Annotated in this window: 25 protein-coding genes and 2 tRNA genes; all 27 read left to right on the forward strand. The window is 68.6% G+C overall.

What is annotated here, in order from left to right:
* Positions 1 to 2: 2 nt before the first annotated feature.
* The 27 genes from menB to pyrR all read left to right on the forward strand — a co-directional run bounded on the left by menB (position 3) and on the right by pyrR (position 25231).
* Positions 3 to 821, forward strand: a complete 819-nt coding sequence (menB, locus tag QN163_03030; protein ID MDR5682988.1) for a 1,4-dihydroxy-2-naphthoyl-CoA synthase — start codon at positions 3 to 5, stop codon at positions 819 to 821.
* A complete protein-coding gene (locus tag QN163_03035) occupies positions 818 to 1792 on the forward strand; it encodes a 1,4-dihydroxy-2-naphthoate polyprenyltransferase (protein MDR5682989.1) in 975 nt (324 codons plus the stop codon). Before menB ends, QN163_03035 begins: the two co-directional genes overlap by 4 nt.
* A complete protein-coding gene (gene menE / locus QN163_03040) occupies positions 1789 to 3324 on the forward strand; it encodes an o-succinylbenzoate--CoA ligase (GenBank protein ID MDR5682990.1) in 1536 nt (511 codons plus the stop codon). The genes QN163_03035 and menE overlap by 4 nt, the downstream gene beginning before the upstream one ends.
* Before the next feature lie 146 nt (positions 3325 to 3470).
* Positions 3471 to 3914 (forward strand): OsmC family peroxiredoxin, encoded by a 444-nt coding sequence (locus tag QN163_03045; GenBank protein ID MDR5682991.1) that lies wholly within the window; start codon positions 3471 to 3473, stop codon positions 3912 to 3914.
* A 99-nt stretch (positions 3915 to 4013) separates the two neighbouring features.
* Positions 4014 to 4862: a Fe-S cluster assembly ATPase SufC gene (gene sufC, locus QN163_03050; protein ID MDR5682992.1), complete on the forward strand. Its 849-nt coding sequence runs from the start codon at positions 4014 to 4016 to the stop codon at positions 4860 to 4862.
* Positions 4863 to 4887: 25 nt separating this feature from the next.
* Positions 4888 to 6294 (forward strand): Fe-S cluster assembly protein SufB, encoded by a 1407-nt coding sequence (gene sufB / locus QN163_03055; GenBank protein MDR5682993.1) that lies wholly within the window; start codon positions 4888 to 4890, stop codon positions 6292 to 6294.
* A gap of 100 nt (positions 6295 to 6394) precedes the next feature.
* Entirely contained in the window at positions 6395 to 7771 is a 1377-nt protein-coding gene (sufD, locus tag QN163_03060) for a Fe-S cluster assembly protein SufD (GenBank protein MDR5682994.1), read from the forward strand.
* A gap of 5 nt (positions 7772 to 7776) precedes the next feature.
* A complete protein-coding gene (locus QN163_03065) occupies positions 7777 to 8118 on the forward strand; it encodes a non-heme iron oxygenase ferredoxin subunit (GenBank protein ID MDR5682995.1) in 342 nt (113 codons plus the stop codon).
* Positions 8119 to 8151: 33 nt separating this feature from the next.
* Positions 8152 to 9381, forward strand: a complete 1230-nt coding sequence (locus QN163_03070) for a cysteine desulfurase (protein ID MDR5682996.1) — start codon at positions 8152 to 8154, stop codon at positions 9379 to 9381.
* A 28-nt stretch (positions 9382 to 9409) separates the two neighbouring features.
* The gene (locus QN163_03075; GenBank protein ID MDR5682997.1) at positions 9410 to 9877 is read left to right on the forward strand and encodes an SUF system NifU family Fe-S cluster assembly protein; all 468 of its coding nucleotides are present in this window, start codon (positions 9410 to 9412) and stop codon (positions 9875 to 9877) included.
* A 36-nt stretch (positions 9878 to 9913) separates the two neighbouring features.
* A complete protein-coding gene (locus tag QN163_03080; GenBank protein ID MDR5682998.1) occupies positions 9914 to 10456 on the forward strand; it encodes a TlpA disulfide reductase family protein in 543 nt (180 codons plus the stop codon).
* A gap of 3 nt (positions 10457 to 10459) precedes the next feature.
* On the forward strand, positions 10460 to 11227 hold the full coding sequence (locus QN163_03085) for a DUF881 domain-containing protein (protein ID MDR5682999.1): 768 nt from the start codon (positions 10460 to 10462) through the stop codon (positions 11225 to 11227).
* On the forward strand, positions 11217 to 12284 hold the full coding sequence (locus QN163_03090; protein ID MDR5683000.1) for a hypothetical protein: 1068 nt from the start codon (positions 11217 to 11219) through the stop codon (positions 12282 to 12284). The genes QN163_03085 and QN163_03090 overlap by 11 nt, the downstream gene beginning before the upstream one ends.
* 104 nt (positions 12285 to 12388) lie before the next feature.
* Positions 12389 to 12475 (forward strand) — tRNA-Leu (locus QN163_03095).
* Between the two features lie 7 nt (positions 12476 to 12482).
* Positions 12483 to 12557 (forward strand) — tRNA-Val (locus QN163_03100).
* A gap of 71 nt (positions 12558 to 12628) precedes the next feature.
* On the forward strand, positions 12629 to 12883 hold the full coding sequence (gene hypC, locus QN163_03105) for a HypC/HybG/HupF family hydrogenase formation chaperone (protein MDR5683001.1): 255 nt from the start codon (positions 12629 to 12631) through the stop codon (positions 12881 to 12883).
* Complete coding sequence (locus tag QN163_03110) at positions 12870 to 13628, forward strand: DUF6390 family protein (GenBank protein ID MDR5683002.1); 759 nt, start codon at positions 12870 to 12872, stop codon at positions 13626 to 13628. The genes hypC and QN163_03110 overlap by 14 nt, the downstream gene beginning before the upstream one ends.
* A gap of 14 nt (positions 13629 to 13642) precedes the next feature.
* Entirely contained in the window at positions 13643 to 15211 is a 1569-nt protein-coding gene (locus tag QN163_03115; GenBank protein MDR5683003.1) for an ABC transporter substrate-binding protein, read from the forward strand.
* A 6-nt stretch (positions 15212 to 15217) separates the two neighbouring features.
* Positions 15218 to 16189 carry an ABC transporter permease gene (locus QN163_03120; GenBank protein ID MDR5683004.1) on the forward strand — a complete coding sequence of 324 codons (972 nt, stop codon included), beginning with the start codon at positions 15218 to 15220 and terminating at the stop codon, positions 16187 to 16189.
* Positions 16186 to 17055: an ABC transporter permease gene (locus QN163_03125; GenBank protein MDR5683005.1), complete on the forward strand. Its 870-nt coding sequence runs from the start codon at positions 16186 to 16188 to the stop codon at positions 17053 to 17055. The genes QN163_03120 and QN163_03125 overlap by 4 nt, the downstream gene beginning before the upstream one ends.
* A 368-nt stretch (positions 17056 to 17423) precedes the next feature.
* Positions 17424 to 20711: a class I tRNA ligase family protein gene (locus QN163_03130; GenBank protein MDR5683006.1), complete on the forward strand. Its 3288-nt coding sequence runs from the start codon at positions 17424 to 17426 to the stop codon at positions 20709 to 20711.
* A gap of 115 nt (positions 20712 to 20826) precedes the next feature.
* On the forward strand, positions 20827 to 21543 hold the full coding sequence (locus tag QN163_03135; protein MDR5683007.1) for an amino acid racemase: 717 nt from the start codon (positions 20827 to 20829) through the stop codon (positions 21541 to 21543).
* A gap of 53 nt (positions 21544 to 21596) precedes the next feature.
* The gene (locus QN163_03140; protein ID MDR5683008.1) at positions 21597 to 22328 is read left to right on the forward strand and encodes a TraR/DksA C4-type zinc finger protein; all 732 of its coding nucleotides are present in this window, start codon (positions 21597 to 21599) and stop codon (positions 22326 to 22328) included.
* A gap of 24 nt (positions 22329 to 22352) precedes the next feature.
* Entirely contained in the window at positions 22353 to 22853 is a 501-nt protein-coding gene (gene lspA / locus QN163_03145) for a signal peptidase II (protein ID MDR5683009.1), read from the forward strand.
* Positions 22854 to 22898: 45 nt separating this feature from the next.
* Positions 22899 to 23696 (forward strand): prolipoprotein diacylglyceryl transferase, encoded by a 798-nt coding sequence (locus QN163_03150; protein ID MDR5683010.1) that lies wholly within the window; start codon positions 22899 to 22901, stop codon positions 23694 to 23696.
* A complete protein-coding gene (locus QN163_03155; protein MDR5683011.1) occupies positions 23665 to 24657 on the forward strand; it encodes an RluA family pseudouridine synthase in 993 nt (330 codons plus the stop codon). Before QN163_03150 ends, QN163_03155 begins: the two co-directional genes overlap by 32 nt.
* A gap of 37 nt (positions 24658 to 24694) precedes the next feature.
* Positions 24695 to 25231, forward strand: coding sequence for a bifunctional pyr operon transcriptional regulator/uracil phosphoribosyltransferase PyrR (gene pyrR / locus QN163_03160; protein ID MDR5683012.1), 537 nt, complete (start codon positions 24695 to 24697; stop codon positions 25229 to 25231).
* Positions 25232 to 25255 lie beyond the last annotated feature (24 nt).

The following is a 25255-nucleotide window of genomic DNA, read 5'->3' on the forward strand; positions in this document are numbered from 1 at the left end:
CGATGCCCGTGGAATGGAAGAGAGTAGGCGACTATACCGACATCCTGTACGACCAGGCGGAGGGGATCGCACGGATCACGATCAACCGGCCGGAGGTGCGCAACGCCTTCCGGCCCGAGACGGTGATGGAGCTGATCGATGCGTTCAGCCGCGCGCGCGACGACTCGGCCGTCGGCGTGATCCTGTTCAGGGGCGCGGGAAGGGAAGCGTTCTGCTCCGGTGGCGACCAGCGCGTCCGCGGGCACGGCGGCTACGTGGGAGCCGATCGGATCCCGCGGCTGAACGTGTTGGACCTGCAGCGCCTGATCCGCATCATCCCCAAGCCGGTGATCGCCCTCGTCGCCGGGTATGCGATCGGCGGCGGCAACGTGCTGGCCACCGTGTGCGACCTCACCATCGCCGCCGACAACGCGATCTTCGGCCAGACCGGACCGAAGGTCGGTTCGTTCGACGCCGGATACGGTTCGACCTACCTGGCGCGGATCGTCGGCCACAAGAAGGCGCGCGAGATCTGGTACCTGTGCCGTCAGTACACGGCGCAGGAAGCGCTCGAGATGGGACTGGTCAACACGGTCGTGCCGGTGGACCAACTTGAAGAGGAAGGCATTCGCTGGGCGAAGGAGATCTTGGAGCGCAGCCCGCTGGCGATCCGCCTGCTGAAGGCGGCGTTCAATGCCGACACCGACGGCCTGGCAGGGTTGCAGCAGCTGGGTGGCGATGCCACGCTGCTGTACTATCTGACCGACGAGGCCAAGGAAGGCCGGGACGCGTTCTTGGAGAAGCGCAAGCCGGACTTTCGGAAGTTCCCCCGGTTTCCGTGATCCGTGACGCCGATCGGGAACGCAGATCCGTCGACGCCTCGCGCCCCGCGCGCGGCACGCATCCACCCGGGCCGTCAAAAGCCACGCCTTCGGCCGTCTTCGCGTGGGTGACCGCGACGCGTCCGGCTACGCTGACGGCGGCGGTCGCCCCGGTCGTCGTGGGGAGCGCGACGGCGGCTGCGGAGCAGGCGTTCCACCCGCTCGCAGCGCTGGCGGCGTTGGCAGTGGGGGTGTTCATCCAGATCGGCACGAATCTCGCCAACGACGCCTACGACTTCCTGCACGGAGCCGACACGGCCGAGCGTACCGGTCCGGTGCGGGTGACCGCGGCCGGGTGGCTGTCCGCCCGACAGGTGCTCGCAGGCGCCTACCTGTGTTTTGGGGCGGCCGCATTCGTGGGCCTGTACCTGGTCGCTTTGCGGGGATGGCCTCTGCTGATCGTCGGCGCGCTCGCGATCGTGTCGGGGGTGGCGTACACGACCGGACCGCTTCCGATCGCCTACCGCGGGCTCGGAGAGCTGTTCGTGTTCGTGTTCTTCGGCTTGGTCGCCGTGTCAGGAACCGACTACGTCCAGACGGGGGCGGTGCGGCCGCAGGCGTTGTCCGCCTCGGTCCCCGTCGGGCTGCTGTGCGCCGCGATCCTCGTCGTCAACAACCTCCGGGACATCGATACCGACCGAGCGGCCGCAAAGCGGACTTTGGCCGTGCGGATCGGTCGATCCTGGACGCGCATCGAGTATACGGTCTGTTTGGTCGGCGCCTTCGCCGCGCCCGCGCTGATGCGCGCTGCGGGCACGCTGGGCGCGTGGTTCTGGTTGCCGTGGGTTGCTCTTCCGTTCGGCCTGGGTCTGGCGTTAAGGGTCTGGAGGGATGACGGTCCCCGACTGAACGGGGCCCTGCGGGGCACGGCGCGGCTGCACCTGCTATTCGCCGCACTCTTGGCGGCGGCGATCCTCGGGCCGGATCGATGATCGGTACGCTGCCCGACTGGCTCGGTTACCGGGCGCGCACGTCGCCCCACCGCCCCGCGCTGATCGCCGGATCCACGACACTCACCTTTGCCGAGCTAGATCGCTGCGCCGCTGTCGTCGCGCGTCGGCTGGCGTCTTTGGGGGTCGGAGAGGGTGCGCGGGTGGCGACGGTGCTGCCCAACGGGGCAGCGTACGCCGTCCTTGTCCACGCCCTCATGCGGCTGCGGGCCATCCTCGTGCCCTTGAACCCGCGCCTGACTGCTTCGGAGATCGCCTGGCGCCTGCAAGACGCTTCCCCCACTGTCGTGGTCGGTGACGCCTCCGCCGCAGGTGCCGTCGGAGGCCTACACGTGACAGACCCCCAAGACCCGGACGTGCTGAGCGGCGTGCGGGAGGAGCGGGTGGCGTTGTGGGAGCGCATCGATGTGTCGGCGGTGCAAGGCATCGTCTACACTTCCGCGACCGCCGGTCACCCCAAGGGCGCGATGCTGACCTACGGCAACCACTGGTGGAGCGCGGTGGCCTCGGCGCTCAACCTGGGCGTCCATGTGGGGGACCGTTGGCTCGCCGTGCTCCCCCTGTCGCACATCGGGGGCCTGGCGATCCTTTGGCGATCAGTGATCTACGGGCACCCCGTCGTGATCCACCAGCGGTTCGATCCCCAATCGGTCAGCGAAGAACTCGACCGCGGCGAGGTGACCGTCCTGTCGTTGGTGCCGACGATGCTACACAGACTGCTGGACGCCAGGGGCGACCGCCCCTTGCCCCAGAGCGTGCGGGCAGTCCTGTTGGGGGGCGGACCGATCCCCCCCTCCCTCGTCGAGCGCAGCCTGCAGGCGGGGGTGCCCATCGCCCCCACCTACGGGCTGACGGAAGCCGCCTCCCAGGTGGCCACCCTGCGCCCCGAGGACGTGCGCCTCTGTCCGGGGTCGTGCGGTCGGCCGCTGTACCCCATCGAAGTGCGCATTCGGTACCAGGAACAGGTACCAGGAACAGGTACCAGGAACAGGTACCAGGAACAGGTACCAGGAACGGGTACCAGGAACCGGTACCGGGAACCCGGGGAGATCCTGGTGCGGGGCCCTGTGGTGATGGCGGGATATTGGGGCCGCCCCCACGAAACCGAACGAGCCCTGCGGGGCGGCTGGCTGCACACTGGCGACATCGGTTACCTCGACGCAGAGGGGTACCTCTACGTCCTGGATCGGCGCGACGACCTCATCGTCACCGGCGGGGAGAATGTCTATCCGGCGGAGGTGGAGGCCGTACTGCGGGCACACCCCGCGGTCTGCGAGGCTGCGGTCGTCGGATTGCCCGACGAGGAGTGGGGGCAGGTGGTGGTCGCGGCTGTCGAGACGCTGCCACAGGTCGTCGCCTCGGAAGCCGAGTTGCTGGCCTTCTGTGCCGGCCGCCTGGCCCGCCACAAGGTACCCAAGCGCGTGTGGTTCGTCGACGCCCTGCCCCGGTCCGGCCCGGACAAGGTCCGCCGTGCCGCCGTCCGCGAGCGGCTGCGAGGGGCCGCAGCGGAGTGAGCACGGGCTGCGACCGCCCTGAAGCTCTGGCAGCGGGTTATCGGGTTTCAGAACGAAGCGCCGAGAGCGCCGTACAACCGGGTGCGGCCCGTATGGTAGACTGGAAATGTAGTTCACACCGCATCTTCCCCTGAAAGGAGCCGGAAATGGCCGACATCGTGCGGACAGCGAATGCCTTGTGGCGCGGAGACCTGCGCGGCGGGACTGGATCGGCTTCGACCCAGAGCGGGGCCGTCCGCGACGTCACGATCACCTATCCTTCGCGCTTCGAGGCGGCTGAAGGCAGCAACCCCGAAGAACTGGTCGCCGCGGCCCACGCCGCCTGCTTCAGCATGTCGCTCGCCGGACGCCTCGCCCGCGAGGGCATGTCGCCGGAGGAGATCCGGACGCGCGCCGCGGTGACCCTCTCCAAGACCGAGACGGGGTTCGCGATCACCCGCATCCACCTGGAAACCGAGGCGCGCGTGCCGGGCGCCGACGCGGAGAAGTTCCGGGCCGCCGCCGAGGCCGCCAAGGACGGCTGTCCCATTTCGGTCTTGCTGCGACCGGGCCTCCAGTCTCTGACACTGGACGCCCGATTGGTCTCCTGATCGCCGCCGCCTACGGTTTGACCGGCGCACAGCCCGGAAATACAATGACTGTAGACGTTGTTGACTGCAAAGATCAACAAATACCGTCGGGAGTGGTGCATGAGCCAGCGTGAGCCGGAACTGGTGATCCGCAACCTGCGGGCCAAGGTCGAAGAACTCGACCGCGAGATCCTCAAGGGCGTGAACCTGGAGGTCCGCAAGGGCGAGATCCACGCGATTATGGGACCTAACGGGTCCGGGAAGTCGACCCTGGCCAACGTGCTGATGGGCAACCCCTTCTACGTCATCACGGGCGGCGAGGTGCTCTACAAAGGCCAGGACCTGCTGGAGATGACCCCGGACGAGCGCGCCCGCCAGGGGCTGTTCATCGCGTTCCAGTACCCGGTGAGCATCCCCGGGGTCAACTTCGCGTCGTTCCTGCGGACCGCGCTGTCGGCCCGGCGGGGCTACGAGAACGAGCTGATCCCGGTCTCGGAATTCCAGAAGGTCCTGCGGGAGAAGCTCGAGCTGCTGAAGATGGATCCGAGCATCGTCGGCCGCTACGTCAACGAGGGGTTCAGCGGCGGCGAGAAGAAGCGCGCCGAGATCCTGCAGATGGCGGTCATGGAGCCCGAGATGGCGATCATGGACGAGACCGACTCGGGGTTGGACATCGACGCGGTCAAGGTCGTCTCCGACAACGTCAACAAGCTGTTCGAGAAGGCGGGCGGGGAGATGGGCATCGTGCTCATCACCCACTACTCGCGCATCCTGCACCACATTCGTCCGCACCACGTGCACGTCATGCTCGACGGACGGATCGTGATCTCCGGCGGGTTCGAACTCGCCGAGGAGCTCGAGCGGACCGGATACGAAGGGCTGCAGGCCCAGTTCGCGGAGGTCGTGGCGCAGACCCCCTCCGACCAGCCCGTGCGGCGCGCGGGCAAGGTGTTCTGGGTGACGCACTGAGCGGGCAGCTGACGGGAGGGTTCCGATGGCCGTAACGAATCCACTGGGAATCAACCTCGACGAATACAAGTGGGGTTTTCGCAAGCCCGAGGACTACGTCTACAAGTCCCGTAAGGGGCTGTCGCGCGATGTCGTCGAGGAGATCTCCTACATCAAGGGTGAGCCGGACTGGATGCGCGCCTTCCGCCTGCACAGCCTGGAGGTCTTTTGGAGCAAGCCGATGCCGAAGTGGGGCGCGGACCTGTCCGCGATCGACTTCGACAACATCTACTACTACATCAAGCCGACCGAGAAGCAGGCGCGCAGCTGGGAAGACCTGCCGCCGGAGATCAAGGACACCTACGACCGGCTGGGCATCCCCGAGGCGGAGCGCAAGTTCCTGGCGGGCGTGGGGGCGCAGTACGAGAGCGAGGTCGTCTACCACAATTTGAAGGAAGAGTGGGAGAAGCAGGGCGTCATCTTCCTGGACATGGATGGGGGGCTGCGCGAGCATCCGGACATCGTGCAGCAGTACTTCGGGACCGTGGTCCCGCCCGAGGACAACAAGTTCGCGGCCCTCAACTCCGCGGTGTGGTCGGGAGGCTCGTTCGTCTACGTGCCCAAGGGGGTGCGCGTGGACATCCCGCTGCAGGCGTACTTCCGGATCAACGCCGAGAACATGGGACAGTTCGAGCGAACCCTGATCATCGTCGAGGACGGGGCCTACGTCCACTACGTGGAGGGATGCACGGCTCCGATCTACACCACGGACTCGCTGCACAGCGCGGTGGTGGAGATCGTCGTGAAGGAGGGCGGGCGCTGTCGGTACACGACGATCCAGAACTGGTCGAAGAACGTCTACAACCTCGTGACCAAGCGTGCGGTGGCCTACCGCGACGCGACGATGGAGTGGGTCGACGGGAATCTGGGCTCCAAGATCACGATGAAGTATCCGAGCGTCTACATGGTCGAGCCGGGGGCCAAGGCCGAGATCCTCTCGGTGGCGTTCGCCGGCGCCGGCCAGCACCAGGACCCCGGTGGCAAGGTGATCCACGCCGCGCCGTACACGCAGTCCTCGGTCGTCAGCAAGTCGATCAGCAAGGACGGCGGCCGCGCTGGCTACCGCGGTCTGGTGAAGGTCTATAAAGGCGCGCACGGCAGCAAGTGCGCGGTGCGGTGCGACGCGCTGATCCTCGACGAACGGTCGCGGTCGGACACGTACCCAACAATGGAGATCGACGAGGAAGACGTGCAGATCACGCACGAGGCGACGGTGTCCAAGGTCAGCGACGAGCAGCTGTTCTACCTGATGAGCCGCGGGATCAAGGAGGACGAGGCGATGAACATGATCGTCCGCGGCTTCATCGAACCGATCGCCAAGGAACTCCCGCTGGAGTACGCGGTCGAGCTCAACCGGTTGATCGCCCTCGAGATGGAGGGCTCGGTCGGATAACCCGCCCGCAGTGCGCATGCGGGCGCCGGCCTCTGACGGTCTACCGGGGCAGGGCCGTGTCGCCCTGCCCCGTTTGATGACGCGCGATGGAGGCACAACGTTGGGTGACGGTGCGAAGCTGCAGACTCCTGTGGCGTTCGACGAGACGGCGCTGCGACAGCTGGCGGCCATGTGGCGTGAGCCCGACTGGATGACGGAATCGCGGCTGGCGGCGCTGGCGGCGTTCGAGCGGCTGCCTTTGCCGGAGCCGACCGACGAAGCCTGGAGGAGGACGCCTCCCAACGACCTGTCGTGGGAGGGCCTGCATCCGGTTCTGGAGGAAGCCCAAGACAGCGAGCTTCCCCGGGCCGTGCGGGCGGCGCTCGATGCGGAGCCTGCTCGGTCGGGTGTGGTGGTGAACCGCAACGGCGCACCGGTGCTCGCGTACGTGGACGACGACCTGCGCCGCGGGGGTGTGATCTTCACCGACCTGCGCTCCGCTCTCCGGGACTGCGCCGATCGGGTGCGGCCGCACCTGGGGCGCATCGTCCGCGCCGAGGAGAGCAAGTTCGCCGCCCACCACGCAGCGTTTTTGAGCGGCGGTCTCTTCGTGTACGTCCCGCGGGGGGTCGAAGTGGATCGGCCCCTGGTGGCGGCCGAGTGGATCGACGCCCAGCGCGCCGCGGTGTTCCCTCACGTGCTGATCGTCGCCGAACCCCAAAGCCGCCTTACGGTCGTGCAGCGCTGGTTGTCGACCGGTCCTGGCGAGGCGCTGGTCAACGCCGCGGTCGAGGTCGTCTGTGGGGAGGGGGCGCAGGTCCGCTACGTGAGCCTGCAGGAGCTGGGGCACGGCGTGCGCGAGCTGGTCACTTGGCGCGCGCGCATCGGACGGGACGCAGTCCTGCGCAGCCTGGTCGCGGGTTTCGGCGCACGGCTATCGAAGGTCTTCGTGGAGTCCTACCTGAGCGAGTCCGGGGGATCGTCGGAGATGCTCGGCCTGTTCTTCGCCGATGACGCGCAACACTACGACGCGCACACGCTGCAAGAGCACCTGGCGCCCCACACGACGAGCGACCTGCTCTACAAGAACGCGCTGCTCCAAACCGCCCGGACCGTGTTCGCCGGTATGATCCGCGTGCACCCCGGCGGGCAACGGACCAACGCGTTCCAGTCCAACCGGAACCTGCTGCTCTCGCGCGACGCCAAGGCCGACAGCAAGCCGGAACTGGAGATCATGGCCAATGACCTGCGGTGCACGCACGGGTCGGCCGTCTCCCGGCTGGAAGAGCAGCACCTGTTCTACCTGCAGACGCGGGGCCTCAGCCGGCGCCAGGCGGTCCACATGATCGTTGAGGGGTTCTTCGCGGAGGTCTTGGACCGCCTCCCTCTGGAGGGGGTCCGGCAGGCGATCGAGCAGCGCGTCGCCGAGAAGATGGGCGCCCAGGCGCCGTTGGGACGCGCGGCGGCGCTTGGGGGCCTGCTGGAGGAGGCGTCGTAGACGAGATGAGCGACTACGTACGGGTCGGCAGGGCGGACGAGATCCCCAACAACCGCGGAAAGGCCTTCGAGGTCGCCGGGCGGCGGATCGCGGTGTACAACCTCAACGGCAGTTTCTACGCGATCGACGACACGTGTACGCACGAGGAGGCGTCGCTCGCGGCAGGGCCGGTCATGGGAGAGATGGCGGTGTGCCCGCGGCACGGTTCCCGCTTCCACATCCCGACCGGGCAGGTCCGCTCCCTGCCAGCCGTGCACAACGTAGCGGTCTACGAGGTCCGGGTGGAAGGCGACGAGGTGTACGTGAACCCGACGCCGAAGGTGCGGACGGGGCGCATCCACGGGTGACGGCCCCGCGCCCGGCGGGAGGCGGTGAGCACGATGGCGTTGCCGGCGGACGTCCGCGACGACTTCCCCATTCTTTACCGGAAGGTCGACGGAAAGCCGCTCGTCTACCTCGATAGCGCCGCCACCTCCCAGAAACCGCGGGTGGTGCTGGACGCGCTGCGCGCGTTCTACGAGGAATACAACGCCAACGTCCACCGCGCGCTGTACCGGATCGCCGAGCGCGCGACGCTGGCCTACGAGGAGGCTCGCCAGAAGGTCGCCGCGTTCGTGGGTGGCCGCTCCGAAGAGCTGGTGTTTACGCGGGGGACGACTGAGGCGATCAACCTCGTCGCCTACGCGTACGGCCGTTGGGGCCTGCGCGAGGGCGACGAGATCCTCGTGACCGAGATGGAGCACCACAGCAACCTCGTCCCCTGGCAGATCCTCGCGGCGGAGCGGGGCGCCCGGCTGCGGTTCGTTCCGGTCCGCGAGGACGGTACGCTCGATCTCGACGCCCTCGAACATCTGCTGACGGACCGTACCCGCATCGTCGCGCTGACCCATCAATCGAACGTCGTCGGGACGATCAACCCGGTCCGGGAGATCGCCGACCGTGCACACGCCGTCGGTGCGGTCGTCGTCGTCGACGGCGCACAGAGCGTGCCGCACATGCCGGTGGACGTCGCTTCGCTGGGATGCGACTTCCTCGCGTTTTCGGGGCACAAGATGTGCGGACCGACGGGGATCGGTGCGCTGTGGGGACGGTACGACCTGCTGGAGCGGATGCCGCCGTTCCACGGCGGGGGCGAGATGATCGAGCGCGTGGAGTTGCAGCGGTCCACGTACAAGGACCCGCCGCACAAGTTCGAGGCCGGCACTCCGAACATCGCCGATGCGATCGCTCTCGGCGTGGCCGTCGACTACCTCCGGCGGATCGGCCGGGAAGCGATCCGGGAGCACGAAAAATCCCTGACACGGTATGCACTGGCCCAGCTGCAGGAGGTCGCTGGCGTTCGCATCTACGGACCCCGCGACGTCGAACGGCGCGGCGGAGCGGTGGCCTTCACGGTGGAGGGCGTGCATCCGCACGACGTCGCCCAGGTTCTCGACAGCGAAGGGGTGTGCGTGCGTGCCGGGCACCACTGCGCGCAGCCCCTGCACCGGAGGCTTGGGGTACAGTCGACGGCCCGCGCAAGCCTGTACCTTTACAACACCACCGACGATCTGGACGTACTGGTGCGCGGATTGGAGAGAGTGAAAGCATTCTTCGGGATCCGGGGATAGCGGGCGGACCGCCGGCCGCCGACCAGCGATGCTCGACGACTTGTATCGGGAGATCATCCTCGACCACTACGCGCACCCCCGCAACCGGGGCCGCCTGGATCCAGCGGACATTGCGGTGGAGGGCGCGAACCCGTCCTGCGGCGATGAAATCAGCGTCTTCGCCCGCATCCGTGACGGTGTGATCGAGGAGGTGTCCTTCGAGGGCAGAGGCTGCTCGATCAGCCAGGCGTCGGCGTCGATGATGACCGAGAGAGTGAAGGGCAAGACGCTGGCGGACGCCACAGCGCTCGTGGACCGCTTCAAGGCCATGATGCAGGGCCAGCCTGTCGACGCGGAGGAAGCGGGCGACCTTGCCGCCCTGCAGGGCGTGCGCAAGTTCCCGGTGAGGATCAAATGCGCCACGCTCGCCTGGGTGGCGCTGCAACAGGGGGTGGCCGAGTACGAGGCGGGTCACCGCCAGGTGGTCACCGCCGCCTCTTCCGAGGACGATCTGTAGCGTTTCCTTCCGATGTGCCCGTAAACTGAGAGAGCCGTGAGGCGCATTCTGATCCTACTGGGGATCCTGGGCGGCATCGCGGCGGGTGCCTGCGCGGTGCAGCGGACGGCCGAAGTACAGCCGCTGCTGTCTTCGGTGCGGATGCAGACGTCCGGGGTGCAGCGTGCGGCGCCGGACTTCATCGGCGAGACCCTGGATGGGCGGGAGCTGGCGTTGTCGGAGTTGCGCGGCAAGCCGGTGGTGGTGAACTTCTGGGCCTCGTGGTGCGCGCCGTGCAAGCTGGAGATGCCGGTCCTGTCGGCGGCGGCCCGCAGGCATGCCGGGCGCGTTCATTTCGTCGGTGTGAACGTCCTAGACAGGTTGGACGACGCCCGACGGTTCGCACGACAGATCGAGATTCCGTTCCCGTCGGTGTACGACGATGGCTCCCTGCTGCAGGCCTATCAGGTGGTGGGTCTGCCGACGACGGTGTTCATCACGGCCGACGGCCGAGTCGCGGCCACCCACGCAGGCCCGTTCGTCGGGGAGGAGGGCACGCGGCGTCTGGAAACCTACCTCGCAGCACTGCTGAGGCCCTAGGTCGTGGCGGAGCGTGCTGAGTCCGTGGTTCCGCGGGCCGTGCCCGGTCGTGCGCAGGCGATCGCCCTGCAGGTCCTGGCCGTCGCGGTGCTGACGGCCATGGGCTTTTTGCTGGTCAGTCAGGTCCGTGCCGGCCGACAGCTTCAACAGGAGCCGGAGGTCCGCACCCGCAACCTCTACGCGCTGGCGGTGATGCTGCGCCAGGAACGGGAGGCCCGCAGGCGCATGGAGCAACAGATCGCGGGGTTGCAGGTACGGGTCCGGGAGTACGAGCAGGCGGCGGCGGAAGGCCGGACCGTGACGGAGTCGCTCCAGCGGCAGGTGGAGCAGTTTCGGGTCGCGCTGGGGCTGCAGGCATTAGAGGGACCGGGTGTGGTGGTACGTGTCAGCGAGCCGCGCCTGCAGCCGGCCGGAACCGGCCCGATCGTCGTGCAGTACCAGGACCTGGTGGGCATCGCCAACGAGCTGTGGGCGGCCGGCGCGGAGGCGGTGTCGGTCAACGGGCAGCGGATCTTCGCCACCAGCGGGTTCAGCCAGGTCGGCGGGACGATCATCGTCAACCTGCAGCGGCTGTCGCCTCCGTACGTCATGCTGGCGATCGGGGACCCGGCGACACTGGAGGGTGCGCTGAACATACGGGGCGGGCTCGTCGAGGGCCTGCGCGGGCTGGGGCTGGAGATCCGCATCGAGCGCCGGGAGCGCGTGACCGTACCGCCGTACCGCGGTTCGATCCAGTTCGAGTATGCCAAGCCGGTGGAGCGTGGCAGGTAGCCGGCGTTACGACGCCGTCATCGTCGGGGCCTCGTTTGCCGGTCTCGCGCTCGCGCAGCGGTTGCGCGGACGGCGGGTGCTGCTCGTCGACCGCGACCCCGTGGGGGCGAACCAGACGTCCGCGTGCGGTGCGCCGCTGCGTCTGGTCGAGGCGGTGGGAGCCGGGGATGCGGTCCAGCAGGTGCACGACGCGATCTGGATCCACACGACGCGCGGGGAATATCGGTGGGACATCGCCCACCATCCGTATTGCACGTTCGACTACGCGCGCTTTTGCGAACTCGCGCTGGCCCGGTGTGACGCGCAGTTCGTCCAGGCATCCGCACGCGGGCTTTCAGGCGGCGCGGTTCATACGTCGCGGGGAGTGTTTCGAGCCCGGCTGATCGCGGACTGCACCGGGTGGCGTGCGGCGGTGGGGCGTGCCGTCTCCCCCGATCTGCATCTGGGGCAGTGGCAAGGGTTCGGGATCGAGACCGAGGTTTCCTGTGCGTTTCCGGCGGGCCTGCACTTCTACTTCTGGCCGGACGTGGCGCCCGGCGGGTACGCCTGGGCCTTCCCGTGCGGCGGCGCGGTTCGCTTCGGCGTGCTGTCCTACCGGGGTGAGACCCAGCTCCGACCGGGTCTGCTCGCGTTTTTGGAACGGTTCGGGGTCGCGCCCACGACCTACCACGGCGGCTTCCTCGGATCCGGGGCCTACGACCCGGTGGTCGGTGGGATCTTCGTCGTCGGCGACGGTGCGGGGCAGTGCCTGCCTTTGACCGGCGAGGGGATCCGGACGGCCATCCACGCCGCCTGGGTGGTCGGTGACCTATTCGCCCGTGTGCTCGACGGGGCGGTTTCGCCCGAGTGGGCCGCCTACGCGTACCGGAGGTACGTCCGCGAGCAGCGCCGCGGCGTGTACTTCCTGGCGGGGGCGACGCTGGCCGCGCTCCATCTGCCCCGAGGGCTGCTGAACGCGGTGATCGGATGGTTCTCCGGGCTGCACGCCCAGCGGATCTTCCTCTCGCACTACCTGGCGACATTCGCACCCCCGTCCTGGCTTGCCTCCTCTCGCTGAGGCGCCGGGTGCGACCTGGGTGGGAGGATGCGGCTGGGGACGCTTGCGCTTCGACTGAAAGGCGGGCAGACCGCGACGGCGGGGGATGATATGTTGGGTGAGGGGCCGGAGTGGCGGAACCGGCAGACGCGCCGGACTCAAAATCCGGTGGGCGCAAGCCCGTGTGGGTTCGACTCCCACCTCCGGCACCAGTCAACCGGGCGGATAGCTCAGCGGGAGAGCACTTCCCTTACAAGGAAGGGGTCGCAGGTTCGAACCCTGCTCCGCCCACCAGGAGAGGGGAACGGTGGCCGGCCTGATTTGCTCCCACGCGAAGTTCGACAGTGCGAGACCCCGCATCGCTGATGTGTACCGGCTTTCCCATGCGCGTACTGGCGGTCGACTGCGATCAACTGCTGGCGCGCGTCGCGTACGGCCAAGGCGAACAGGACGTGACGATCGCGACGCTGGACCAGGAGATCGCCCCGGGCGACTGGGTGCTCGTCTATCTGGGGATGGCGGTGAGCAAGCTCACCGAGCGTGAGGCCGCAGACATCATCGCGTTTTACGAGCACGGCCGCGTGCCGCCGATCGGAGGAACCGGTGATGAAAAAGATTGATCGTGGACGGGGAGCGTTGCTGGCGGCGCAGTTCAGCTTCATGCCCAACCGGCTCGGTTTGTGCGGGCCCGACGCCAACGAGGTGATGCTCGGTCACCTCGTCGACCGCCACGCGGACCGCGAGCTCGAAGAGGTCCTACGCGGCTTTCACGGCGCTTATCCCTATCTGCACTTCATCGCGTACGCATCGGGAATCCGCGATCCGTTCGACCCCCGCGTGACGGAGGCGTACTGGATCGGCAACGAGCTGTTGGAAAGCGTGTCGATGGACGACTTCCACGTCCATTTGCGCGAGCGGTTCGAGCGACGCTTCCCACCCAAGCTGTTGGACGCGCTGCTCGGCCACGTCCCCGCCGGTGCGCACGCCCACCACAACTTCCACGTACTGGCGATGCCCCTGCGCACCGGCCACCAGGAGGTGCCGCACACGCTTGCGACGATGGACGCCTGTCGCGTCAGCTGGGGGCGGGTGCAGGCGGTTGTGGGCGACGACCTGCTCGTCGAACGCCGTCCGCTGGTGCTGCGCGACGGTGCGCTGGCCCTGGGCGATCCCCAGACGCAGGTCGTGAAGTGGCGATTCGGCGGCAAGGCGTTCTGCCAGCCCCGGCCCGGCGATGCCGTGGCGATCCACTGGGGCTGCGCGTGCCAGCGGCTGAGTGAACGCCAGCTCCGCCACCTCGTCCGCGAGACGCGGCGTCATCTGGGGATCGCCAACGCCCGCAAGGCCAACGTCGTGTTCCGCTGACCGAGAGCCGTACCATGCGCTCGTTCGGTGCTCGACCCCTGGTGCTGTTGGCTGTGGCGGCGCTGGCTGCGGTGCCGGTCGGCGCGCAAGCGCAGCCTCCTTTGCGCATCGCGTGGTGGACCGACGTCGGTTTCCCCACGCCGTTCGCCTTCTCGACCCTTGGCCCCGGCGGCGTCGTCCGTCTGACGCTTTTGTACGACACGCTGGTATGGAAGGACGAGCGTGGCCTGATCCCCTGGCTGGCCGAGTCATGGCGTGCGAGCCCGGATGGGCGGGCGTACGTGTTCACCCTGCGCGGCGGCGTCCGCTGGCACGACGGGCGAGAACTGACCGCGCACGACGTCAAGTTCACCTTCGACTACTACCGCAAGCACCCCTTCCGGTGGGTCGATGTGTCCATCGTCACCGCGGCGGAGGTGCGCGACCGCCGGACGGTCGTGCTGCGTTCGCGCGAACCGTACGCGCCGTTTTTGGAGAACGTGGCCGGTGTGGTGCCGATCGTCCCGCAGCACATCTGGCGGGACGTCACACAGCCGGAGCGCGCGCAGGAGTTGCGTTTTGCCATCGGATCGGGGCCCTACCGGCTGGCCGAATACCGTCCGGAGGCTGCGCAGTACCGCTTCGTAGCGTATGACGGCTACTTCCGGGGCCGCCCCGTGGTGCGCGAGATCCACTACGTGCTGGTCCCCACCGCACGCCAGGTGCTGGCGGTGCAGAGCGGGCAGGTGGACGTGGGGCACGCAACGACCTACGACGTCGTGGGTTTGTTCGCGAGCCATCCGTACCTGCGGGTGATGCAAACCGAACCGCTGTCGATCGCGCGGCTGATCTTCCACATGGACCGTCTCCCCACCAGCCACCGCTCCTTCCGTCGGGCCGTGGCGCACGCGCTGGACCGCCGAAGGATCGCGGAGACGATCACGCGGGGTCCGGCGCCGGTGGGCAGCCCCGGGGTCGTCCCCCCGACCGACCCGTGGTACAACCCAAACGTCGCAGACTACCCGCACGACCGCGACCGGGCCCGCGCCCTGCTGCGCGAACTGGGCTACATGGACCGCGACGGCGACGGCTGGCTGGAGGCCCCCGACGGTCAGCGGCTGGCGGTCGAGCTGGTCAGCAGCCCGGCGGGCGACCTCCAGCTCGTCCAGCAGATGCTCGCGGAGGTCGGCATCGACGTGCGGCTGCGTACGGTCGATCCCGCCACGCGCACACAACTCGCCGCGGAAGGCCGTTTCCAGTTGCTGTTCAGCACCCACATCGGCAGCGGCGGCGACCCCGATTACCTGAGGACCTGGTTCGTCGGTGTCGACGCCAACCAGTTCGCAGTGGGCAGCGTCATGCGGTCCCCCACGTACGCGCGCCTGGCGGAACTGCAGCTGCGGACGCTCGACCCGACCGGCCGGCGTCGGTACGTAGACCAGATGCAGGTGCTGTTGAGCCAGGAACTGCCGACGTTTCCCCTGTACTACCGCCGCTTCTTTTGGATCTACGACAGTCGCAGGTTCACTCCAGTTGCCACGCGCGGTGGGCTGCTGAACGGGATCCCCCTCGTCGAGAACAAGCTCGCCTTCCTTTCTCGCTGACGGCCGATGGCTGCAGTTGCGCGGACGCACCTGGTACGCCTGGGGGCGGTCGTGGCCGTCCTCGTGGTCGCGAACTTCTGGCTGCCACGCCTGCTGCCCGGAAGCCCTCTGGCGGAGGGCACCGCCGATGTGGCCTTCCTGCCGGCTACGGTCCAAGCCGACCTCCGCCGTACGTACGGGCTCGACCTGCCGCTCACCGAGCAGTTCCGGTTGTACCTGGCAGGGCTGTTGCGCGGCGACCTCGGCCGCTCGCTGGCCAGCCACCGCCCGGTCGCTTCCATCCTCGCGGAGCGCCTGCCCTGGACCGGGCTGCTGGTCGGCTGTGCGTTGTTGGCGGCGACGGCGATCGGCGTCACCTTGGGCACGCTCGGCGCGTGGCGGCCGGGTAGCCGGGCGATCAGGTGGCTGGGACCGGTGGTCGTGGCCGTCGGCGCCCTGCCCGAGTTCCTCGTGGCGATGGTGCTCATCGCGGTGTTCGGGACGTGGCTACAGCTGCTGCCCGCGGGCGGGGCCGCGACACCCTTCTTTGCAGCAGGCGGGTTGGCCGGGGCGTTGGACGTCGCGCGACATGCGGTGCTGCCCGTGGCCACGCTCGTTGCGGCCCTGGCGCCGGCCTTCTTCCTGCTGTCCCGCAACGCGCTGGTTGCCGTCATCGGGCAGCCCTACCTGCTGACCGCCCGCGGTAAGGGGCTGAGCGAGGGCCGGGTGCTCTGGCACGCGTGGCGCAACGCGCTGCCGCCCGTCCTCACGCTGTTCGGCCTCCGGCTCGCGTTCGTCGTGACCGGTGCCGCTGTCGTGGAACGTGTCTTCGCCTACCCGGGCATGGGAATGCTGCTGTTCGAGGCGGTGGCGCGGCGCGACTATCCGGTCCTGCAGGGCATCTTCCTGGTCGCCAGCGCAGCGGTGGTCGCCGTCAGCGTGATGCTCGACCTGGCTGCGGGTGTGCTCGACCCGCGTGCCCGCGAGGAGCGTACTTGAACGCCGCGCTGGCCGCTGTGGCTCCGCCGCGGACCGCCCGACGGCTGCGGTTTGCCTCCGCGGCACTGGGAGGAGCCGTCGTGGGAGCGTTGGTCGTGCTGGCTGCTCTCGCCGACGTGCTGGCGCCGCACGATCCGCGGGCACTGTCGGGCCCACTGATCGCCCCACCGTCTGTGCGCCATCCCATGGGGACCAACGACCTCGGCCAGGACCTGCTGAGCACGTGGCTGCACGGTGCCCGGGTCTCGCTGGGGGTCGGATTCGCGGCGGCTCTGCTGTCGACGACCCTGTCGGGAGCGGTCGGCATCCTCTCGGTTACGTCCCGGCCCGCACGAGCGGTGTTGCTGGGCCTGACCGACGTGTTGCTGGCGACTCCCAACCTCCCGCTGCTCGTGCTGGCGGTGACCCTGATGGGACCGGCGACGTGGCACCTGGTGCCGTTGCTGGCTCTGGTGAGCTGGCCGGCGTACGCGCGTGTCGTGCGCGCTCAGACGGCAGCGACGGTCCAGTACGACTACGTCCTGGCAGCGCGTGCCGCGGGGGCGACGCCGGGGCGGATCGTACGGACGTGCCTGCTGCCGGAGGTCTTGCCGCTGCTGTGGACCAAGTTCCTGCTCACGACGCGCTGGGCGATCCTGATGGAAGCGGTCCTGGCGCTGATGGGACTGTCCGACCCCACGCGCGTGAGCTGGGGATCCACCCTCAGCGGCGCGTTCGCCTATCCGCTGCTGTTCGTGGGCAATGCCTGGCTGTGGTGGGCGTTGCCGCCCGCGCTGGCGATCGCGGCCGTCACGCTGGCCCTGTCGGCGATCGGGCAGGACTTCGAGCTGTGGCTCAACCCCGCCGCCCGGTTGCGCCGCCTTTGACAGCGCGAGGCCGCATGCTAGAATCGCGAAAAAGGCGAAGACGGGGACGAGTAGCGGCGCCACAACCGCGCAGCGAGCCGCGGACGGTGGGAGGCGGTCGGGCGACGCCGTGAAGATCCCCCCGGAGCTTCCGGGCGAAAACCCATATAGCGGCCAGTAGCCCCGGACGGATCCCCACCGTGACGAGGGGTCGGAGTCGGACGGCGCGCGCCGTCCCGCTCCGGTTGAGCGCCGTGTTCGGGGGTGTGGTCGGCGGGTGCTGCACGCGTCCGCACTGACCGCCGATCGCCGGACGCGGAACCAGGGTGGTACCGCGGGTTCGTGCCCGTCCCTTCGGGGCGGGCATTTTGCTTGACGGGTGAGCTGTCATGGCGACGTTTGAACCGATGCCGGCCAAACCGGACTTCCCCGCGATGGAACGGGAGACGCTACGGTGGTGGGAAGATCAGGGTCTTTTGCCGGAATACCTGAAGCGCAACGAGGGGTCCGCGCAGCGCTGGTCGTTCCTCGACGGCCCGATCACCGCCAACAACCCGATGGGCGTCCACCATGCTTGGGGGCGCACCTACAAGGACCTGTTCCAGCGCTACAAGACGATGTGCGGGTTCCGCCAGCGATACCAGAACGGGTTCGACTGCCAGGGCCTGTGGGTCGAGGTCGAAGTCGAGCGGGAGCTGGGGTTCCGCAGCAAGCGCGACATCGAGACATTCGGGATCGCTCGGTTCGTGAACCTCTGCAAGCAGCGCGTCCTGCGCTACGCCGCAATCCAGAGCGAGCAGTCGATCCGGCTCGGTATGTGGATGGACTGGAACGAACCCGCCGACCTGCGGCGCCTGGCGGAGGCGTTTGCCGACGACCCGCGCCAGCAGGTGGCGATCCGGGGCCGGTTCGGCCCGGTGACGGGTGCGGCCGAGGAACTGGCGGCACGCTTGGGCAACCGCAACCTGGGAGGGTCGTACTTCACGTTCTCAGACGAGAACAACTACCAGATCTGGGCGTTCCTCAAGCGCTGCTGGGAGCGCGGGATGATCTACAAGGGGCACGACGTGATGCCCTGGTGCCCGCGCTGCTCGACAGGCATCAGCGAGCACGAGATCGTGACTGAGGGCTACCAGGAGCTGACACACCCCGGGCTGTTCGTGCGGTTCCCGCTTCTGGACCACCCGAACCGTTCGCTGCTGGTCTGGACGACCACGCCGTGGACGCTAACGTCGAACGTGGCCGCGGCGGTGCACCCGGAACTGACCTACGCCGTCGTCCGCCAGCAGGACGAGGAGCTGGTGCTGGCCGAAGCCACCCTACGCGTCTTGCGGGGGCGGTACGAGGTTACCGAGCGCATCCCCGGCCGGCATCTGGTCGGGCTGCGCTACCGCGGACCGTTCGACGAGCTGGCGCCGCAGCGCGGTGTCGAGCACCGTGTGATCGCCTGGGAAGAGGTGTCCGGAGAGGAGGGGACCGGCGTCGTCCACATCGCCCCCGGATGTGGGGCCGAGGACTTCGCGCTGAGCAAGGAGCACGGCTTGCCCGTGATTGCGCCGGTCGACGAGTTCGGTGTGTTCACCTCCGAGTTCGGCTGGCTAGCGGGCATGCGCACCAACGAGGTGGCAGACGTCATCATCGAACAGCTGCGCAGAGCGGGCCGGCTGTACCACGTGGAACCCTACACCCACCGCTACCCGGTGTGCTGGCGGTGCGGCAGCGAACTCATCTTCCGGCTCGTCGACGAGTGGTTCATCGCGATGGACCCTATCCGCGAGGAGCTGATGGACATCACACGCCGCATCCGATGGATTCCCGAGTTCGGGCTGGACCGCGAGCTGGACTGGCTGCGCAACATGCACGACTGGATGATCAGCAAGAAGCGCTACTGGGGGCTGGCGCTGCCGATCTTCGAGTGTGCGTCGTGCGGGCGCTTCGAGGTCGTCGGGTCGCGCGAGGAGCTGCGCGAGCGCGCGGTCGCCGGGTGGGAAGTCTTCGACGGCCACACCCCCCACCGCCCGTGGGTGGACGCGGTCCGCATCCGGTGCTCGGGGTGCGGGCAGATCGTGTCGCGCATCCCCGACGTCGGCAACCCATGGCTGGACGCCGGCATCGTGCCGTTCAGCACGATGGGCTACCGGGAGGATCCCCAGGAGTGGCGCAGGTGGTTCCCGGCCGACTTCGTCACCGAGAGCTTTCCGGGCCAGTACCGCAACTGGTTCTACTCGCTGCTGGTGATGTCGACCGTCCTCGAGCACCGGGAGCCCTTCCGCACCTGCCTGGGCTACGCGCTGGTGCGCGACGCCCAGGGCCGCGAGATGCACAAGTCCTGGGGCAACATGATCGAGTTCAACGAGGCTGCCGACCACGCAGGGGTGGACGTGATGCGGTGGGCGTACTGCGCGCAGAACCCGTCGCAAAACCTCAACTTCGGCTACGAACTGCTCGACGACGTGCGGCGGCGGTTTTTGATTCCTCTGTGGAACTGCTGTGCGTTCTTCGTCACCTACGCGAACCTGGAACCGTTCGATTTCTCCGAGCTGATGCGGTTGCGGCCTCCGCTCAGCATGCTGGACCGCTGGATCCTCTCCCGCCTGCAGTCCGTCGTGGGGCGGGTTCGCCAGCGGCTGGACGACTACGACCCCGCTGCGGCGACGCGCGCGGTCGAAGAGTTCACCGACGACCTGTCCAACTGGTACGTGCGGCGGTGCCGGCGGCGCTTCTGGAAAAGTGAGGACGACGGCGACAAGCGTGCGGCCTACCACACGCTGTATTCGGTCCTCCGGACCCTGGTGGTGCTGGTCGCACCCTTCGTCCCCTTCGTCGCGGAGCGGCTGTATCAGCGCCTGGTGCGACCGGTGGAGGCCGACGCGCCGCGCAGTGTGCACCTGTGCGACTACCCGGCCGTCGATCCGGCGCAGCAGGACACAGAGATGGAGTCCCGGATGGCCGCGGTGCGTTCGCTGGTCACCCTGGGCCGTGCCGCCCGGGCGCGGGCCCGGATCCGCGTCCGGCAGCCGCTGCCGGCGGTGCTGCTGGCGAGCCGGCAGGCGGCGCTGCGGGATCAACCGGAGCTGCTGGAGCAGATCCGCGACGAACTCAATGTCAAGGAAGTGCGCTTCGTGGACCGCGCGGCCGACTACGTGGTGTATTCGGTGAAGCCGCGGTTCGACGTGCTGGGACCGAAGTACGGACCCAAAGTGCAGGAGATCGCGCAGGCACTGCGTGATCTCCCACCGGAGCGCGTCGAGGAACTGGCCGCGGGCGGGGGCGTCACGGTGCAGGTGGGCACCGAGTCCGTGGCGCTGGGACCCGACGAGCTGGACGTCCGGGCGAGCGAGAGGGAAGGGTTCGCGGCAGCTGCCGGTGGCGGCGACGTGGTGATCCTGGACACCCACTTGACGCCGGAGCTCGTTCGGGAGGGCGTGGCACGCGAGCTGGTGCACCACGTGCAGCAGGCGCGCAAGGAAGCCGGGCTGACGGTCGACCAGCGGATCGTCCTGTATGTGGACGCGTCCGCGGAGGTCGTCGACGCGGTGCGCGTCCACCAGGACGCGATCGCCGGCGAGGTGCTGGCCACACGAGTCGTCGTCGGCGCCGCGCGGGACGGTTTTCGCAAGCGGGTGTCGGTCGACGGCGTTCCGGTCGAGATCGGGATCCTGCCGGCGAACGTGTGATTGCCATCCGTTCGCGGACCCGGGAACCCCTTGTCGACGCATGGTTTTGTGGTAAGATGAGGCGCCGGACGCCCGAAGTGGCGACCGTGTGTTTGACTGTTGCCCGGAGGAGGCGATGGCCCGGACCGTAGGCGTCGTGGGGGGGATGGGACCCCGTGCCACCGCGGACTTCTTCAGCAAGCTGATCGAGTGCACACCGGCTGAGCGCGACCAGGACCACCTTCGGGTCCTCATCGACAACAATCCACAGATCCCCGACCGGTCGGCGTTCATCTTTGGCCGGGGCCCCGACCCCACACCGGAGATGATCGCGACGGCCCGGAACCTGGAGGCGGCGGGTGCTGACCTCCTGGTGATCCCGTGCAACACCGCCCACCACTTCCTGGAGGCGATCCGCCGCAGCGTGGGGATTCCCGTCCTGGACATCACCGAAGTCGTCGCACAGGCCGCAGCCGAGCGCGTGGCGGACCTGCGAAGCGTCGGCGTACTCGCCACGCGTGCCACCGTGGCCACCGGGCTGTACGAGCGGGCGTTCGGCTGTCGGAACGTCAGCGTGCTCGTGCCCCCCGACGACCTGCAGGAACGCGTCAACCGAGCGATCTGGGCCGTCAAGGCGGGTCGGGCCGACGCGACGGTCCGAAAGTGGGTGCGCCGAGCAGGTCGCGAGCTCGTCGATCGAGGGGTTCAGGGGATCGTGCTCGGGTGCACGGAGCTGCCGCTGGTCGTCGATCCGCAGGAATGGAGCGTGCCGGTGTTCGACTCGACCGGTCTGCTGGCGCGGGCTGCGGTGCGAGCCGCATGGGAGCCGGAACCCGCCAGCGTGGGAGTGTGAACACGTCGGCGCGGCGTTTGCGCATGCGCCGGCGGACGAGTGCAGGAGGGGGTATGACCAAGAAGGCGACGAAGACCAAGCGCCGGGCCGTGAAGACCCCGGCCCGGCAGAAGGCTGGCAAGAGAAGCGCCGGCAAGACGCAGCCCGCGACGCGCGTTCGAAAGCCCGCCGCGAAGCCGGCTCCCGGCGTATCCCGCAAGACGGCCCCGGAGTCCAGCCCGGTGTCTTTGCCGGCCCGGCGTTCACCGATGCCGGCCCGTGCCGTGCGGCCGCCGGCCGACATCCCGCTGTTGGCCCAGACGCCGCGCATGGACCTGCCCTCGCCCACCGTGGCCAGGGTCGCAGCGGGTGCGAGGCGCGTGGCGCGCGCGGTCGAACGCCAGAAGGTGCGGGGCATCACCAAGCGCGACTACCCGGCGTTCCGCAGGTTGCTGTTGAGCGAGCGTCAGCGGCTGGTGCAGGAACTGGAGACGATGGGCGAACGGCTCCAGCAGGTCGAAGAGGTCGGCGTCGTAGAGGCGTCCTCGGAAGACGACTACGGAGACGTGGCGACCGAGACATTTGAGCGGGAGAAGGGTTTCGCGCTGGAGTCGTCGGTTCAGGGGATGCTTCGGATGGTCGAGGACGCGCTCCGGAAGATCGACGTCGGCAAGTACGGAATCTGTGAACGCTGTGGGAACCCGATTGATGTCGAGCGGCTGCGCGCGCTGCCCTTCGCGAGTCTGTGCATCCGGTGCAAGACCGAGGAGGAGCGCGAGAAGAACCAGGTCAACAGCGGACGCTGATGGCCTGCCCTTCGTCCTCCCCAGATGCGGCGGCGAGCACTGATCGAGTTCGTAGCGGTGATCGTGCTGGTCGCGGTGCTGGATCAGGCCAGCAAGGCCGCCGTGGTGCGCGTGATGGCGTTCGGAGAGTCGATTTCGGTTTGGCCGCCGGTGCTGCGGCTGACGCTGTGGAAGAACACGGGGATCGCGTTCGGGTTGCTGAGCGGCGCGAGCGGCGCGGTCGGGGCGCTCGCCGCCTTGACCGCGCTGTTTTTGCTTTTCTACAATCGGGGCCGGTGGCAGACCAGCCGCCTCGTGCGCATCGGCCTGGGCATGGTGTTGGGCGGTGCGATCGGGAACCTCGTCGACCGGGCGCGGCTGGGATACGTCGTCGACTTTCTGGAACTGCCGTACTGGCCGGTGTTCAACATCGCCGATGCATGCATCGTGGTCGGCGGCGCGCTGCTGGCTTGGTCGGCGCTGAGGCGCGGGTCCGGTTCAGAGCTCGCAGCCCACGGCCGTGCGGACGGGGGCTCACGCTCGTGACCCTTGCCCTCTGAACCCGGCGGGCTCGGTCCGAGGTCACCTTCCATGCATCCCACCCTCTTCGAAGTCGCCGGCTTCCGCGTCTCCTCGTTCGGCCTGTTCCTGTTGGCGGCGTTCGCCGCCGGCGTCTACAACCTGATGCGCGGTGCCCAACGCGAGGGGCTGGACGCGAACGAAGCGCTGGACCTCGCTCTGTATGCCATTATCGGCGGCATCCTTGGCGCCCGCGCGGTCTACGTCGCCGCCCACTACGGTCAGTATGCCGCAGAGCCGGTCAGGATCCTGCAGATCTGGCAGGACGGCGGACTCGTCTTTTACGGCGCGCTGGCAGGCGGGTTGATCGTGTCGCACTTCACGGCGCGGCGATGGGGGCTGGGGCGGTTTGCCGACTTGGCGGCGCCCGCCGTCGCGATCGGCTACGCGGTGGCGATGGTCGGCGCCCTGCTGGCGGGGATGTTCAACGGGGGCGAGACCGACGCGCCGTGGGCCGTAGAGATCGCCGGCGTCGCGCGCCATCCTACGCAGATCTACCTGCTGGCCGCGGCGATCGGCATCTACCGCGTGCTCGGGGCGGTGCGCCGGGTGCGGCCGCGCCCGGGTCAGGTGTTCTTGACGTTCGTCTTCCTCCTCGGGCTCACCCGATTCGTCGTCGAGTTCTTCCTAGACCGTGAACTCGCGCCGGCCGTATGGGGGCCGTTCACGCTCGGGCAGTTCGCGCACGGCACGGTGGCGATCCTCGCCCTGCTCCTGCTGGTGGCCCGGGGAGGGATCGCGGCCCAGGCAATGCCCCCCGAGCCGAGTCCGCCGTCCGATGGCCTCGAACCCGCCCGCGAAGATCCCTGACCTCACCGGCGAGGACCCACAGGGCGCTCAGCGGTTGCGCATTCGCAGGATCGTGGTGGAGCCTGCCGCGGCCGGCAGGCGCCTGGACGTCTACCTCGCCGCACACCTACCAGGTGTCTCGCGATCGCGGGCCAAGGCGCTGATCGAGAGCGGAAACGTCGCCGTCGATGATGTCCGACCCAAGCCCAGCCACGCCGTCCGGCCCGGCGAGCGCATCGAGGTCCGCATCCCGTCCCCGGTGCAGCACGGCGAACCACAAGCCGAACCGATCCCCATCGCGGTCGTCTACGAGGACGACGACGTCGCCGTCGTGGACAAGCCCGCCGGGATCGCGGTCCACCCGGGTGCTGGGCGGGTGGGGGGAACGCTCGTGAACGCCCTGCTCGCCGCGTTACCCCGCCTGTCGGGCCTGGACCGGATGCGGCCGGGCATCGTGCACCGCCTGGACAAGGACACATCCGGCCTGTTGGTGGTGGCGAAGACCGACGCCGCCCACCACGCGCTGGCCGGGCAGATCCGCAGCCGTGCGGCGGTTCGGGAGTACACCGCCCTGCTGCGGGGGGCGGTGCCGTGGCAGGAGCGGACCGTGGCCGCACCGATCGGCCGGCACCCGGTACACCGGCGCCGGATGGCCGTCCGGGAGGGTGGCCGCGAGGCGACGACGCACTTTTGGGTGACCGAGCGGCTGGGCGACTTCACGCTGGTGCGCTGCTGGCTGGCAAGCGGCCGCACGCACCAGATCCGCGTGCACGCCGCCCACATCGGGCATCCGGTCGCCGGCGACCCCGTGTACGGACGGCGCGGTGAACTCGGATTGGCCCGGCAGTTCCTCCACGCTTCGCGGCTGTCGTTCGATCATCCCCGCACGGGGGAGCGGCTGACGTTCAACTCCCCGCTTCCCGCCGATTTGCAGGAGGCGCTGGAGGCGTTGCGGCGAAGTCGACACAGGACCAGCCGGTAGCCGCGGGAACGCAGACCGACCGAGGGCATTTGTCGTCATGCGCCAGAAGGCGAAGGTGATGGACGCGCAGGCGATCGCGCGGGCGATCGTGCGCATCGCGCACGAGATCCTCGAGCGCAACCGGGGCACCGAGGAGTTGGCGCTGGTTGGGATCCGCACGCGCGGCGACGTGCTGGCCCGACGCCTGGCGGCGGCCATCGAGCGGATCGAGGGAGGCCCGGTACCGGTGGGCAGCCTCGACATCACCCTGTACCGCGACGATCTGGCGACCCGTGCCGACACGCCCACCGTTCAGAAGACGGACATCCCGTTCGGGATCGCCGGCAAGACCGTGGTGCTCGCCGACGATGTCCTCTACACGGGTCGGACCGTGCGGGCGGCCCTCGACGCGCTGATGGACCTGGGGCGACCGGCGGCGATCCAGCTCGCCGTGCTCGTGGACCGCGGGCACCGCGAGCTGCCGATCCGTCCGGACTACGTCGGCAAGAACCTGCCCACCTCTTCGCGCGAGCGCGTGGCGGTGCGCTTCGCCGAGACCGACGGGATGGACGAAGTCGTGATCGAGGAGCCTTGACGGCTTGGGCGGATGCTCTCCGGG

Source organism: Armatimonadota bacterium (genome assembly GCA_031432545.1).
In the GTDB taxonomy this organism is placed as follows: domain Bacteria; phylum Sysuimicrobiota; class Sysuimicrobiia; order Sysuimicrobiales; family Sysuimicrobiaceae; genus Caldifonticola; species Caldifonticola tengchongensis.